This window comes from Halotalea alkalilenta (assembly GCF_001648175.1).
GTDB classification, from domain to species: Bacteria; Pseudomonadota; Gammaproteobacteria; order Pseudomonadales; family Halomonadaceae; genus Halotalea; species Halotalea alkalilenta_A.
In genome coordinates, this window is sequence record NZ_CP015243.1 from 2,324,012 (window position 1) to 2,337,447 (window position 13,436).

The following is a 13,436-nucleotide window of genomic DNA, read 5'->3' on the forward strand; positions in this document are numbered from 1 at the left end:
ATGGGTTGGATGGCTCGCTGCCCGCGCTCAGCGCGGTGCGTCGTAGCGTCCTTCGCGGCGGTTGGAGAACACCACCTGCCAGAGCTGGATGTCGCGAGCGCGGAAGGCGCCGGCGCAGATCAGCAGGTAGTAGCGGAACATCCGATAGGTGCGCTCATCGTAGTTCGCGCTGATCGAAGGCCAGGCGCTTTCGAAGTTGGCGTGCCAGGCCATCAGGGTGCGGTCGTAGTCGGCGCCGAAATTCTGCCAGTCCTCCATTACGAAAAGCTCTTCGCTCGGTTTCACCAGCTGAACGATCGAGGGCAGGATGCCGTTGGGGAAGATGTACTTGTTGATCCACGGATCGGCGCCGACGTGGGTGGCGTTGCTGCCGATGGTGTGGAGCAGGAACAGGCCGTCCTCGGCGAGCAGGTTCTTCACCGCCCGGAAGTAGGTCGGATAGTTCTTGTGCCCGACGTGCTCGAACATACCGATCGAGACGATTCGGTCGAAACAGCCGCTCAGGTCGCGATAGTCCTCGAGGATGATTTCCACCGGCAGGCCCTCGCAGCGCTTCTTGGCATAGGCGGCCTGCTCCTTGGAAATGGTGATGCCGGTGACCTGGCAGCCATAGTGCTTGGCCGCGTGATAGGCGAAGCTGCCCCATCCGCAGCCGATGTCGAGCACCTTCATGCCTGGTTCGAGGCCGAGCTTGCGGGCGGCGAGGTCGAGCTTGGCCAGCTGTGCCTGGTGCAGGTCGGTGGCTTCTTTCCAATAGCCGCACGAGTAGCACATGGTCTCGTCGAGCATGCGTTCGAACAGGTCGTTGCCGAGATCGTAGTGCTTCTCGCCGACGATGAAGGCGCGGGTCTTGCTCTGAAGATTGATGAAGCCGGCCCGCAGGGTATAGAAGAGATGATGCAGCGGATTCTCCGCGCGCTGGCCGAGACCGTGGCGCAGCATGCGCAGGATCATCTCGTCGATCTGCTCGCAGTCCCACTGGCCATCCATGTAGGACTCGCCGAGTCCCAGCGAGCCGCTGCGTATCACTCTGCCGAAGAAGGCGGGGTCGTGGACTTGGATATCCCAGGGATTGTCGCCGTTGATCGCGACGCCGGAGCCCTCGAGCAGGGACTCGGTAAGGCGTCGGCTGCGCGTGTCGGGCAGCTCGCTTGAATCGAAAGCAGTATTGCTGGCCATGACTCCTCCCCGTTGAACACCCTTCCCGATAGGACGTATGGACACATCTATGCGTGTCTTCCCTGGCGCGGCCGAGGCGGTTCATGGGAGATGGAACGGCCTTGCGCTCGCGCTAAACCTCGCTGAATCTTAAAACAGGCTTGGCAATCCTGCTAATCATTGTCGGCTATTACATCGATCGACGGTTTCAAGTTCGCCTCCTTGGGCGCCGAACCCGTTTTGTGATCGGCCGCTATGCAGGCGAAGATGAGGGTTTCCAGCTTGGCACAGGCAAGCGAAATGGCGGAAATCGACATTCGCTGCGTCCACTGCGCCAGCGGTAAACGACTCGGAGGTAGCGAAATGAAGGTCATCGTCGATTTATGCGTGGTGCCGCTCGGGGTCGGCGTCTCGGTCTCGCCCCACGTCGCCGCCTGCCAGCGGGTGCTCGAGGAGGCGGGGCTCGAGCACCGGATGCATGCGTACGGCACTAACATCGAAGGAGAGTGGGACGAGGTGTTCGGGGCGATCAAGCGCTGCCACCAGGTGGTTCACGAGATGGGCGCGCCGAGGATCACCACCACGCTCAAGCTCGGCACGCGCATCGACCGGGAGCAGAGCATGGACGATAAGGTCGAGAGCGTGCGCCGTCTGCTCGAGTCGTGACTCATGCCCGCTGGCATCGATAGACCAGGACGCCGAAGCCGGAGTCGCCCTCGATCTCGGCGCTGACCAGGCGCCCGCGTGCGATAGCGGCGGGTGGCAGGGCAAGGCGTGGCTGCGCTGGCTGCCATTCGTAGGCGACCGGCTTGCCGCCACATTGCTCGGTGGCCATCGCCACCGCCTGCGCTTCGGCCTGGGGGGCGTCGGCCGCCGCGGTCTCGATCGATGCGCTGGATGGGGAAGAGGGCCCGCTTGCGCAGCCCGCCAGCATATGGAGCAGCCCAAGCGCAATGGCGCTCTGGAGCGCCCGGCGCTGGGGATGGCCGCATCTTCGTGCTGGGGTCATGGCGTTCTCCTTGCCTGCGCTGCGCCCGTTTCGGCCCCGAGCAGCCACTGCGCCGCTCGGGCGAGCAGATGGTCGGTCAGGGTGTCGAGCAGCTGGCCGCCCTGGCGCCAATGGTGCCAGTAGAGCGGCACCACGATCCGCGTGTCCCATTCGAGCACCGCCAGCTCGCCGGCCTCGATCGCTTCGCGCGCCTGCAATTCGGGTATCAGCCCGTAGCATAGACCGTTTCTCACCATCGCCAGGAAGCCTGGCGAAGAGGGGCAGCGGTGGTGGGGAAAGGCCGCGGTAACGCCGTGCTCGGCGAGATAGCGGTGCTGCAGGTGGTCATCGTTGCCGTAGATCACCGTCGGCGCCCGGGTCAAGGCGCTCTCGTCGATGCCATCGGCAAAGTAGCGGTCGATGAATCCAGGGGTCGCCATCGGCAGATAGCGCATGCCACCGAGGAAGTGCGCCCGCGCGCCCTGCACCGCGCGCGGCGATGCGCAGACGCAGGCCGCCACTTCACCATCGCGCATGCGGCTCAGCGCCTGGTCCTGATCCTCGATCACCAGATCGAACAGCACCTCGTGCTGGCGGCCGAAATCTCCACTGGCGTCGAACCACCAAGTGGCGAGGCTGTCGGCGTTCACCGCGATACGCATCCGCTGGCCGCCTTCGCCCAGCGCCGGCAGGGTGTCGACCAGGTCGTACTCGAGCAAGCGCACCTGCTGGACGTGGTTGAGCAGCCGCTGTCCGGTTTCGGTTGGCGCAAGACGCGGCGCACGCACCAGCACCGGCTGTCCGAGCCGCGCCTCGAGCAGTTTGATTCGCTGCGATACCGCCGACTGGGTCAGGCCCAGCGCTCGGGCGCCGCGCTCGAAGCCGCCTTGATCGATCACCGCGCTGAGCGCCTCGAGGAGTTTATAGTCGATCATCGATTAGCCTAATGGGGTATTAGGTGAATTAGTTTAATTGATGATAGTCAGGTCGCGTATGTTTGTCGCTCGATCACGAGGGTAGAGAGATGAGCATGCTGGCATCGTGGCTGGACGGGTGGATCATGGGGCTCGGGCTGATCGTGGCGATCGGTGCACAGAATGCCTACGTGCTGCAGCAGGGCATGCGTGGGCGCCATCCCTGGATGGTCGCCTCGATCTGTACCCTTTGCGACGTGGGGCTCACCGCGCTGGGTGTGTTCGGTGTCGCGAGCGCGCTGCAGGCCTGGCCCAAGGCGACGCGGATGCTCGCTTGGGCCGCCGCTGCGCTACTGCTGCTGCTCGCGGGTCAAGCATTCTGGCGGGCGGTGTTCCAGCGCCGGGGACTGCATCCGCTCGACGCGCCGGCGGGTTCGCGGCTGGCCACGCTGTTCGCCACGCTGGCGGTGAGCCTGCTCAATCCCCACGTCTATCTGGATACGGTGGCGATGCTCGGCGGCATCGGCGCGACCAGGCCGTCGCCGCTGGGGTTCGTGATCGGCGCGGCGTGCGCATCGGCGGCCTGGTTCTTCTCCCTCGTCGCTGGCGCTCGACGGTTCGCCGCGACCCTCGCCTCGGCGCGGTCATGGCGCTGGATCGATGGCGCGATCGGCACCGTTCTCCTGGCGATCGCGATCAGGCTGCTGCACGGCTGAGGGGCGAACGTCACTCCTCGAGCGCGTAGCGCAAAATGATCCGGGCCTCGACGCCGATTTCGCCGGGATTGTAGTCGACCGCGTCGGCGGCGCGACTTTCGGCCATCGCCATCATCCTCGGCTGGAAGTGCGGGGCCTCTCCCTCGACCGCCTCGAGCACCGGGCCCAGCTCGAGCGAGAGGCTCGCGGCGATCGCCCGTGCCTTGCCCTCAGCGCGGGCGACGGCCGCGGCCAGCGCACGATCCTCGACCGCGCCACGATCGGCGACGTCGTAGCTCACCCCGTCGAGGCGGTCGACGCCGGCTTGGGTCAATGCTTCGAGCACGGTGGGCAGCCGGTCGAGCTGTTCGATGTCGAGCTGGATCGGACGTTCGACACTGATCCGGCTGCGGTTCGGCTGCCCATCGCTGCTGGCGTAGAGCATCTCGGGTTGAATGCTGATGCTGCCGGCGTGGATGCGCTCACGCGCGACGCCTGCGGCAACCAGCGTATCGATCAGTTGGGACATTCGGCGCTCCAGCGCGCTGCGCGCTTGCTCCAGCTCGCCTGGCGCCGCGCTTTCGCCCTCGTCACGCAGCGGAGTCTTCTCCCACAGGGTGGCGTTCAGTCCTGCGCGATCGGGCACGATCTGCACTTGGCCCTCACCGCTGACTTCGAGCGTGGCGGGCTTGGCCTGAGCGGCCAGGGGCAGCGCGAGTGCACAGGCGCAAAGCACCCCGAGGGTCAGGCGGCGGGACAACGTGGTGGTGGTCATGTCGGGCTTCCTTGTCGGGTGGGGCATCAGTAGTCGATGCCCCGGCGGGCCTTGAGCCCCTGGTTGAAGGCGTGGCGCGTTTCCTGCATCTCGGTGATGGTATCGGCCATCTCGAGCAGCTCGCGGTGGGCATTACGGCCGGTGATGATCACCGTCTGCTCGGGGGGGCGGTGGGCCAGCGCGCGCATCACCCTTTGGACATCGAGATAGCCGAATTTGAGCATGTAGGTGAGCTCGTCGAGCACCACCAGGTAGCGGCTCGGGTCGGTCATCATCCGCTCGGCGTGGGCCCAGGTCGCCTCGCAAGCGGCCCGATCGGTATCGCGGTTCTGGGTTTCCCAGGTGAAGCCGGTGGCCATCACCACGACCTCCAGCTGGGGATCGTCGGCGAGCCGCTGGCGCTCGCCGCACTCCCATTCTCCCTTGATGAACTGCACCACGCCGACGCCATAGCCATAGCCCAGCGCGCGGGCCACCGTGCCCCAGGCCGCGGTGGTCTTGCCCTTGCCGTTGCCGGTGAAGACCAGCAGCAGCCCGCGCTCGACGCTGGCGGCGGCGACCTTGGCATCGACGTGCTGCTTGAGTTTCTCCATTGCGCGCTTGTGGCGGCGCTGACGCTCGTCGCTCATCCCGGGGCCTCCTGTGCATGCGGTTCGGCATGCATCATAGCGCGTACGTCGCGCCAGGACGTGTCGACGAGAGTCCTGGCCCGGGATGGCTCAAAGCGCGAGCAGCAGCCCCGCCAGGCAGGCGCTCATCAGGTTCGAGAGCGTGCCCGCGAGCACCGCCTTGAGGCCGAGGGAGGCGACGTCGCCGCGGCGATTGGGGGCGATGACGCCGAGACCGCCGAGCAGGATCGCGACCGAGCTCAGGTTGGCGAATCCGCACAGCGCGAAGATCACGATGGCCTGGGAGTGGGGCGTCAGCGAATCACGCACCGCGACGAAGTCGATGTAGGCGACGAATTCGTTGAGGATGGTCTTCTGGCCGATCAGGCTGCCGGCGGTGATCGCCTCGTCCCAGGGGATGCCGATCAGGAAGGCGAGCGGCGCGAAGCAGTAGCCGAGGATCAGCTGCAGCGACAGCTCCTCGATCCCGAACCAGCCGCCGATGGAGCCGACCATGCCATTGAACAGGGCGATCAGCGCGACGAAGGCGATCAGCATCGCGCCGACATTGACGGCGAGGCGCAGTCCGTCGCTGGCTCCCGCCGCGGCGGCGTCGATGACGTTGCGCGGACCTTGCTGCTGGGCATCGTCCGGCTCTACTTCTTCGAGCCGCTGGTGGGGGCGGCCGGTCTCGGGGATTATCAGCTTGGCCATCAGCAGCCCGCCGGGAGCGGCCATGAAGGAGGCGGCAAGCAGGTAGTTGAGATCGATACCGAGTGCGGCATAGCCGCCGAGTGTGGAGCCCGCGACGCTCGCGAGCCCGCCAGCCATCACCGCGAAGAGCTCCGAGCGGGTCATCTTCGGTACGAAAGGCTTGACCACCAGGGGGGCTTCGGACTGGCCGACGAAGATGTTCGCCGCCGAGTTGAGCGACTCGGCGCGGCTGGTGCCTAGGGCGAGCTGCAGGCCGCGGCCGATCACGTTGATCACCCAGCGCATGACGCCGAGGTAATAGAGCACCGCGATCAACGAGGAAAAGAACACGATGATCGGCAGTACCCGGAAGGCGAAGACGAAGCCGCCATTGCCGAAGACCTCGAACATCTGAGGGCTGACCAGACCGCCGAAGAGAAAACTGATCCCGGCGTCAGCGGAGCCGAGCACGGCCTGCACGCCATTGCTGATCCATTGCAGCAGCTGACCGCCCCAATCGGTATAGAGCACGACTACGCCGATCAGCGCTTGAATGGCAAAGGCAATGGATACCGTGCGCAGGCGGATCGCCCGGCGATTTTCGCTGAAGAGCAGGGCAATACCGATCAGCACAGCGATGCCGATCACCCCCATGAGTATGTTCATCGCGTTACCAGATTGTTGATTGTGGTCGTTAAGCTGGCGAGTGTGAACGAAGGTTCTGCGGATTTGAAGCAGTTGTTCAAGGCCGTCGTGCGCGGTCAATGAATCGGAGCGAGCAGCGCCTCGCGAACCCAGCCAGGTGCGGCGTCAGATGCGGTTATTCGTACCCAGCCGTCGCGTCGGGCATGGATCGTCACCGTCTCATTCAGGCGCAGCGCGCCGACCTGTGGAGCCCCTGGGCCTGGATAGTTGAATACCCCGGCTTGATCGACCGCTGCGCGGGCCTGGGCGAGCACGCCGTCGGCGTTCGCGGGGGGAGTAGGTGTAGTAGTCGTGGGCTGCTCGGCGCCCATCGGGCGGCAGACCAGCGAACGGGGTGCGGCGAGCTGCTGCTGGAGTGCATCGACCTGGAGCGATAGCTGGTCGACCAGCGTGGCGAGGCGCTGGTTGGCGGCGACCAGCGCCGCGACCGACTGGCGCTGATCGCCATAGCCATCGAAGCCGCCGTAGTAGCCCCGGTTGAAGCCGATGCCGACGCCGATCGGTGCCCGGGAGGCGGCCGCGAGCGCCTGTCGGTTGGCCGCATCCACTTCGGAAAGGTCCAGGCGTGGGGTGCCGCCGGCGTTGAGCGCGGGCGGCTGTTCGCAGATCAGGCGCTGTTCGGACTGGGCCAGCGCCGGGGTGCAGGCCAGCGGCAGGGCGAGAAGCAGCAGCGCGGTCGGGAGGCTGGGGCGCATGTCGATCTCCTCGCCAGTTGAAAGTCACGCAGGGCCAAGGCCCGGGTCCGAAGGTGGCATCAGAGTACCCGAGCGGCTCGATCGGTGACAGCCGCATGCCCGAGCCCGCTGGGCATGGAGCGCGAGGCCGCTTTTCCCTACAATGCGAGTTCGGCGCCGTTGGCGTCTTCCCTCTCGAACCCTGGAAAGTAGCCCGATGCTCGATCCCAAACTGCTGCGCAGCGACCTCGAAGGTGTCGCTGCACGTCTCGCCCTCCGCGGATTTTCACTCGATCTGCAGCGGATCTCCTCGCTCGAGTCCCGGCGTCGCGAGTTGCAGACCCGGGTGGAGGAGCTGCAGGGCGAGCGCAACGCCCGCTCCAAGGCGATCGGCCAGGCCAAGGCCAAGGGAGAGGATGTGGCGCCTCTGCTCGCCGAGGTCGAGTCGCTCAAGGGGCGTCTCGGCGATGCCTCGGGGCAGCTCGATGAGTTGCAGGTGGAGTTCGACTCGATCCTCGCCGGATTGCCCAATCTGCCCCACGACAGCGTGCCGCCAGGGAAAGATGAAAGCGACAATCTCGAGGTCGCGCGCTGGGGCGAGCCGCGAGCGTTCGAGTTCGAACCACGCGACCATACCGATCTCGGCGGGCTCTACGGTGGGCTCGACTTCGAGGCCGCGGCGAAGCTCACCGGCTCGCGCTTCGTGGTGATGCGCGGTGAGGTCGCGAGGCTTCACCGCGCGTTGACCCAGTTCATGCTCGACAAGCAGACCCTCGATCACGGCTACGAAGAGCACTACGTGCCCTACATGGTCAACGCCGCCTCGCTCCAGGGCACCGGGCAGTTGCCCAAGTTCGCCGAGGACCTTTTCGCGCTCGAGGGCGAGCAGGACTATCGGCTGATCCCCACCGCCGAAGTGCCGTTGACCAACCTGGTGCGTGGCGAGATCCTGCCGGCCGAACGGCTGCCGCTCAAGCTCACCGCGCACACGCCGTGCTTTCGCAGTGAAGCGGGGGCCTATGGTCGCGACACCCGTGGAATGATCCGCCAGCACCAGTTCGACAAGGTCGAGATGGTCCAGGTGTGCGCGCCGGAGCACTCCTACGAGGTGCTCGAGGAGATGCGTGGCCACGCCGAGGCGGTGCTTCAGGCGCTGGGCCTGCCTTACCGGGTGGTCGCGCTGTGCGGTGGCGATCTCGGCTTCTCCGCCGCCAAGACCTATGACCTGGAAGTGTGGTTGCCGAGCCAGCGGACCTATCGTGAGATCTCGTCGATTTCCAACTGCGAGGACTTCCAGGCCCGGCGGATGCAGGCGCGCTTTCGCAGCGCCAGCGACAAGAAACCGCGACTGGTGCATACCCTCAACGGTTCGGGGCTGGCGGTCGGACGCTGCCTGATCGCGGTGATGGAGAACTACCAGCGCGTCGATGGTTCGATCGAGGTGCCCGAGGCGCTGCGTGGCTACATGGGTGGGGTCGATCGGATCAATTCGCCGCGCTGAGCGGCGGCTCGCAGTCGACCAGCTTTGGCCGCGCTCCGGTGTGGCATTATCATTTCGGGCCCGGCATCGCTGCCGGACGCATCGTGCTTACCGGGATAACGCATGGCTCTAGACCTGATCTGTTCCCTGCGCTTTTTCGATCTCCGCCTCTTCGGCGGCGGGCGGGAAGCGCTGGCCATTGCCGAGCGCCTTGGCGACCTGAGGCTTCGCATCCATGCGCAGTCCCTCGCTGGAGGACTGTCGGCCCTGGCTGCCTCGCGTGGCTGGGCGATCGAATCAATGCCGCCTTCCCCTGCGCGTGGGCAGTGCTGGCTGGTCGCGACCGGTGACCCGCTGCAGGACGACGAACTCGTGGCGCTGGCCGAACGGGCCGGCGTTGCCGTTTTCGTGCCGCGTTGGCCCGAGCGCTCGAGCGTCCGGCTGCCGCTCGAGGTTGGGCGCGCGCCCGACTCATCCGCCGCTTCGTCGCGCAACCGCTTTCAGCCTGGCCGGGTCAGCCTGGTCGGTGCCGGTCCCGGCGATCCGGAGCTTCTGACCCTCAAGGCGTTGGCTCGACTGCGTGAAGCCGAGGTGCTGATCCATGATCGACTGGTCAGTGATGAGGTGCTGGCGCTGGCCGCCCCTGGCGCTCGACGGCTCTACGTCGGCAAGGCGCGCTCGCGCCACAGCGTACCTCAGGAGGGGATCAACCAGGCGCTGGTCGACTGGGCGCGTGCCGGATATCGGGTGGTGCGGCTCAAGGGCGGTGATCCGTTCGTCTTCGGCCGCGGTGGCGAGGAGCTCGAGCGCCTCGCCGAGGCCGGGATCGATTTCGAGGTGATCCCGGGAATCACCGCGGCGATCGGGGTCTCTGCCTATACCGGTATCCCGCTGACCCACCGTGATCACGCCCAGTCGGTGCGATTCATCACTGGCCATCTAAGCAATGGCAGCATCGATCTAGACTGGCCGACCCTGGCGGCTCCTGGTCAGACGCTGGTGTTCTACATGGGGCTGGGTAGCCTCGAGGTGATCGCCCGCCAATTGATCGAGCACGGGATGGGCCCGGACACGCCAATCGCACTGGTCGAGCAGGGCACCACCGCGCGCCAGCGCGTCCACGTCGATACGCTGGCTGGTATTGCAGCCAGCATCACGGGGCTCGATATCGCGCCGCCGACGTTGATCGTGGTAGGTGGGGTAGTCTCGCTGTATCGCTCGCTCTCATGGTTCGAGCGCGCCAGCGCCGCGAGCCTCGGGTGGCGCAACGGCAAGCATCCGAGCCCGCTGGATCGCGCCGGCGAGGCCTGAAAGCGCCTCCCGGCAGTTTCAAAACAGGGGGAGCGGTCGGATCAGCGCAGCGCCGGTAGCGCATGCTGGAAGTACAGCGCCGCGAGCGCTAGTGCGACGGGAATCGTTATCACCATCGTGACCACCAGATACCAGCGCCGCTCCTCGCTGTGCAGGATCTTGCGATAGCGGTGTTCATGGACCCGGTCACCCTGATCGAGCCGGCGCAGCCGTTCGCGCGCGCTCGAAGCGGAAAAAGGCCGCCAGCTCACGGCGTGCTGCTTTGTGGCTGCTGCTGTCGCCTGAGCTGGTCGAGTCCCTGCTGAGACTGGTTCAAACGCTGGCGGTCGAGGCGCTCGGAGGTTTCAGTCGGCCCCTGGTTCGAGTTGAGACGACTGCGCTGTTGCTGGACATCCCGCTGGGTACGGTTGATCTGATTCTGGCGCTGGCTCTGTTCGAAGCGCTGCTGGGGGGATTGCACCGCAGTGCCGCTGCTCTGGGCCAGTGAAGGGCTGGCCCAGAGCGCCGCCAGAGCGAATGGCGCTGCCCAGCGGGCGATGAATGAGAAAGGTTTCATGTTCAAAGCTCGCATCGAGGATGGTGATGCCTGCCCGAGGAGCCGCCAAGGATGGCTCATTGGATCAGGCGGAGAGCCGCTGCGAATCGAGGGGCTGGATGCGTCTGATCTGGATCTCCTCGCGCAGTGCCATCTCGTACGCGGCTTGGCGGAATTCCGCCATGGTACATATCTCGTGGCCGTTTGGGCAGCACAACATGCTGTCGTCAGGCATGGGCTCCGGCCAGTGGAGCGGGGAATTGCAGATCTGGCATTTCGCGCCTTTGAATGGCGACTCTTTCTTAGTGATTGGCATAGCGGCTGCCTCCTAGCGATTGTTTGCTCTTCCTGAGCGACTTCCTCAATTGCGTTCGCCCAATGACCGGGCCGGACGCAGTGACCATGACGCCGTCGGCGCAGATCTGAGGAGGTGAAACATTGTGCCTATGTTGTACACGGCTTTGCCACTTTTGCGCCATTGGCCAATAGTTTGCCCAGGGTTTCGCCCGTGGACTCGCCGCGTCGCGCACGTTCTGCTCCACCTTTCCGTGTCGCTGGCCACTACTCTGCCAGGGCGTGTTGTCATTTCAGTGACGAAGGCAGCGGCCGGCTCGTTTACAAAAAGTTACTCTGGCGGTGCGAACTAAACCCGAGAGCTCCTGTCTATTTAATCGCAAGACATCCTTCTGGGTTATTTGGCCCCTTGAAACAAGGGGCTTTTCTTTTTCCAGAGAGGCCAATAGCAGGGGCCAGCAGAGAGTGCATTATCGATGTTTTCCCTGCTGCCTCCCAGGCAGCATTCCCTGCGTACTTGAGCCCAGCGTTCGCTGGGCTTTTTTTCGCCCCGGGCCCGGGGCATCGAGCGCGACGGTCAGCGCACCGGCGGAGCGTACTGGATGCCGCCTGCGTTCCACAGGGCGTTGACGCCACGGGGAATGCCGAGGGGAGACTGCTCTCCGACGGTTCGCTCATAGACCTCGGCGTAGTTGCCCACCAGCTTGACGATGTTGTAGGCCCAGTCGTTGGATAGCCCCAGCTGCTCACCGAAGTTGCCGTCCTGGCCGAGCAGACGGGCGATGTCGGGATTGGGTGGCTGGTCACGCATCTGGTCGACGTTCTCGCTGGTCACGCCCAGCTCCTCGGCGTTGAGCATCGCGTAGAGCGTCCAGCTCACCACTTTGCCCCAGTCCTCGTCACCGCGACGAACCATCGGTGCCAGTGGCTCCTTGGAGATCCGTTCGGGGAGGATTTCCGCGCCTTCCGGATCGGCCAGGTGGGTGCGCAGCCCAGCGAGCTGAGAGGCATCGGAGGTCAGCACGTCGCAGCGCCCACCGTCGAACGCACTGACCAGCACGTCCGGTGTCTCCGCGGTGACGGGCTGGTAGCTCATGCCATGGGCGCCGAAGTAGTCCTGCATATTCAGCTCATGGGTGCTCCCCGAGGTGATGCAGACCGTGGCGCCGTCCAGCTCGCTGAGGCTTGAGACGCCGAGTGATTTCTTCACCAAAAATCCCTCGCCATCGTAGAAGGTCACGCCGCCGGGAAAGGTGAGTCCCAGGCTATTGTCCCTCGCTGCGGTCCAGGTGGTGTTGCGAGACAGCAGGTCCACCTCGCCTCCTTGAAGCACGGTGAAGCGTTCGGTGGAGGTCAATGCGCGGTAGATGACCTTGTCCGGATCACCCAGCACCGCGGCGGCGTCCCCGGCAGAGTTCCACGTCGATACCTGTCCAGCGGCCTTGCTGGTCCGGCGCGGAGAAACCGCTGATTCCCGGACTGACGCCGCAAGCTACGCTGTCACGCTGCTTGACCTGGTCGAGCGTGGCGGCGGCGCTGGCCTGTGACCACCACAATAGAGCGGCACCTGCGAAACCGAATACCGTCAACTTGGCAACACGCATTCATCTCTCCTCTTTGTTATGGACCACTGGCGATCAGCCAGGGCAAAGCAACGAATAATGAATGCAAATCATGTGCCGGTCGGGCAGGGCGCAGGACCTTTCAAGTTACTGTTGATCTCGCAACCCTGCGGTGGAAACGGCGTTCACCAGCGAAAGTCATCCTCGCTCGTTGTCACTGCTGCGCATCGACAAGTGCCAGGCGCATGACAAGTGCAAGGGGCGATCGCATGATGGCAAGGAAAGCATTCCAATACAGAGGGGGATCATGACCGCGGCCAAACTAGGACGAATCGCCGTCAACTGCGTGATCATAACCGTCGCGATGTTCTTGGGCGGATGGTTGAGCTACGGGAGCCTGGAAAAGGTCTGGCGTATTCTGCTGGCGGTCAGCCTGTTGTCCTGCGTGATCATCAATCTGAGCATCCTGAAGTCACCTTAGTGTGGAGCGCTTATGCGCACAGGCGCTCTTTGCGATCACCAATGAAATCCGATCGCCGATGAGGACATGGCAGTGATGATCGAGCTGGGGAGCAGGCTGCTGCCGGGCTTTACGCACAGAACCCGCCGGAGCGGGTTAGCTGGGTATTCGGTTGGCGCAAACCGCGCTGCCGGCGGGGCTCGAAGACTCGGCGGCTAGACCGAGCCCGCGCTTAGTTCGTGCCGGAGGTACCGGTGGTGCCGGTGGTCCCTGTCGTGCCAGTCGTTCCACCCGTGCCGGAAGTACCGGTGGCCGAGACTGCGGTGCCGACCATCGTCGAGGCAGTGGAAGGTGCGCCCTGCGCGACCGGCGCGGGTGAGGACGATGCGGCTGCGCCTCCGGCCTCCGCGCCGGCTTCCTGCGCCCAGGTGGGAAGAGCGAAGAGCGAGGCGAACGCCGCGCCCGCAAGCATGGATCGGATTTTCATTGCATGAATCTCCTGGCCGAAAAGAAATGGAAGACAGATCTACGGCTTTAGGATATTCGACCAAAGATGACCGCGTCATTAAGAGTCACCAAAGAGA

Annotated in this window: 18 protein-coding genes; 5 read left to right on the top strand and 13 right to left on the bottom strand. The window is 64.8% G+C overall.

Annotation, left to right across the window (positions count from 1 at the left end):
- Positions 1–27 precede the first annotated feature (27 nt).
- Together cfa and A5892_RS20480 are read right to left on the bottom strand one after the other, a co-directional pair.
- The gene (gene cfa, locus A5892_RS10330; RefSeq protein ID WP_064122735.1) at positions 28–1,179 is read right to left on the bottom strand and encodes a cyclopropane fatty acyl phospholipid synthase; all 1,152 of its coding nucleotides are present in this window, start codon (positions 1,177–1,179) and stop codon (positions 28–30) included.
- A gap of 152 nt (positions 1,180–1,331) precedes the next feature.
- Positions 1,332–1,475 carry a hypothetical protein gene (locus tag A5892_RS20480; protein ID WP_190295590.1) on the bottom strand — a complete coding sequence of 48 codons (144 nt, stop codon included), beginning with the start codon at positions 1,473–1,475 and terminating at the stop codon, positions 1,332–1,334.
- Between the two features lie 46 nt (positions 1,476–1,521).
- On the opposite strand from A5892_RS20480, the gene A5892_RS10335 reads away from it, so the two are divergent.
- The gene (locus tag A5892_RS10335; RefSeq protein ID WP_064122736.1) at positions 1,522–1,824 is read left to right on the top strand and encodes an MTH1187 family thiamine-binding protein; all 303 of its coding nucleotides are present in this window, start codon (positions 1,522–1,524) and stop codon (positions 1,822–1,824) included.
- A 1-nt stretch (position 1,825) separates the two neighbouring features.
- On the opposite strand, the gene A5892_RS10340 is transcribed toward A5892_RS10335, so the two are convergent.
- Positions 1,826–2,167, bottom strand: a complete 342-nt coding sequence (locus A5892_RS10340; RefSeq protein ID WP_064122737.1) for a hypothetical protein — start codon at positions 2,165–2,167, stop codon at positions 1,826–1,828.
- Complete coding sequence (locus A5892_RS10345) at positions 2,164–3,081, bottom strand: LysR family transcriptional regulator ArgP (protein ID WP_064122738.1); 918 nt, start codon at positions 3,079–3,081, stop codon at positions 2,164–2,166. Before A5892_RS10345 ends, A5892_RS10340 begins: the two co-directional genes overlap by 4 nt.
- A gap of 89 nt (positions 3,082–3,170) precedes the next feature.
- On the opposite strand from A5892_RS10345, the gene A5892_RS10350 reads away from it, so the two are divergent.
- Positions 3,171–3,776, top strand: coding sequence for a LysE/ArgO family amino acid transporter (locus A5892_RS10350; RefSeq protein ID WP_064122739.1), 606 nt, complete (start codon positions 3,171–3,173; stop codon positions 3,774–3,776).
- A gap of 10 nt (positions 3,777–3,786) precedes the next feature.
- Here A5892_RS10350 and A5892_RS10355 read toward each other — a convergent pair whose 3' ends face one another.
- The 4 genes from A5892_RS10355 to A5892_RS10370 form a co-directional block, all read right to left on the bottom strand.
- The gene (locus A5892_RS10355) at positions 3,787–4,530 is read right to left on the bottom strand and encodes an SIMPL domain-containing protein (protein ID WP_064122740.1); all 744 of its coding nucleotides are present in this window, start codon (positions 4,528–4,530) and stop codon (positions 3,787–3,789) included.
- A gap of 26 nt (positions 4,531–4,556) precedes the next feature.
- Positions 4,557–5,159, bottom strand: coding sequence for a cob(I)yrinic acid a,c-diamide adenosyltransferase (gene cobO, locus A5892_RS10360; protein ID WP_064122741.1), 603 nt, complete (start codon positions 5,157–5,159; stop codon positions 4,557–4,559).
- Positions 5,160–5,249: 90 nt separating this feature from the next.
- Positions 5,250–6,497, bottom strand: a complete 1,248-nt coding sequence (locus A5892_RS10365; RefSeq protein ID WP_064122742.1) for a NupC/NupG family nucleoside CNT transporter — start codon at positions 6,495–6,497, stop codon at positions 5,250–5,252.
- Between the two features lie 95 nt (positions 6,498–6,592).
- Complete coding sequence (locus A5892_RS10370; RefSeq protein WP_064122743.1) at positions 6,593–7,231, bottom strand: SH3 domain-containing protein; 639 nt, start codon at positions 7,229–7,231, stop codon at positions 6,593–6,595.
- Positions 7,232–7,427: 196 nt separating this feature from the next.
- Here A5892_RS10370 and serS point away from each other — a divergent pair, with 196 nt between their 5' ends.
- Positions 7,428–8,711, top strand: a complete 1,284-nt coding sequence (gene serS / locus A5892_RS10375; protein ID WP_064122744.1) for a serine--tRNA ligase — start codon at positions 7,428–7,430, stop codon at positions 8,709–8,711.
- Positions 8,712–8,813: 102 nt separating this feature from the next.
- Entirely contained in the window at positions 8,814–10,001 is a 1,188-nt protein-coding gene (gene cobA, locus A5892_RS10380) for a uroporphyrinogen-III C-methyltransferase (RefSeq protein ID WP_082890391.1), read from the top strand.
- A 41-nt stretch (positions 10,002–10,042) separates the two neighbouring features.
- On the opposite strand, the gene A5892_RS10385 is transcribed toward cobA, so the two are convergent.
- The 4 genes from A5892_RS10385 to A5892_RS20965 all read right to left on the bottom strand — a co-directional run bounded on the left by A5892_RS10385 (position 10,043) and on the right by A5892_RS20965 (position 12,434).
- A complete protein-coding gene (locus A5892_RS10385) occupies positions 10,043–10,252 on the bottom strand; it encodes a hypothetical protein (protein ID WP_064122745.1) in 210 nt (69 codons plus the stop codon).
- A complete protein-coding gene (locus A5892_RS10390; RefSeq protein ID WP_064122746.1) occupies positions 10,249–10,557 on the bottom strand; it encodes a hypothetical protein in 309 nt (102 codons plus the stop codon). The genes A5892_RS10385 and A5892_RS10390 overlap by 4 nt, the downstream gene beginning before the upstream one ends.
- 850 nt (positions 10,558–11,407) lie before the next feature.
- A complete protein-coding gene (locus tag A5892_RS10400) occupies positions 11,408–12,223 on the bottom strand; it encodes an amino acid ABC transporter substrate-binding protein (protein WP_317627691.1) in 816 nt (271 codons plus the stop codon).
- Positions 12,213–12,434, bottom strand: a complete 222-nt coding sequence (locus tag A5892_RS20965) for a hypothetical protein (protein ID WP_317627692.1) — start codon at positions 12,432–12,434, stop codon at positions 12,213–12,215. Before A5892_RS20965 ends, A5892_RS10400 begins: the two co-directional genes overlap by 11 nt.
- Positions 12,435–12,564: 130 nt before the next feature.
- On the opposite strand from A5892_RS20965, the gene A5892_RS10405 reads away from it, so the two are divergent.
- Positions 12,565–12,873 (top strand): hypothetical protein, encoded by a 309-nt coding sequence (locus A5892_RS10405; RefSeq protein ID WP_150123525.1) that lies wholly within the window; start codon positions 12,565–12,567, stop codon positions 12,871–12,873.
- A 211-nt stretch (positions 12,874–13,084) separates the two neighbouring features.
- Here A5892_RS10405 and A5892_RS10410 read toward each other — a convergent pair whose 3' ends face one another.
- On the bottom strand, positions 13,085–13,339 hold the full coding sequence (locus tag A5892_RS10410) for a hypothetical protein (RefSeq protein WP_223302622.1): 255 nt from the start codon (positions 13,337–13,339) through the stop codon (positions 13,085–13,087).
- Between the last annotated feature and the right edge of the window lie 97 nt (positions 13,340–13,436).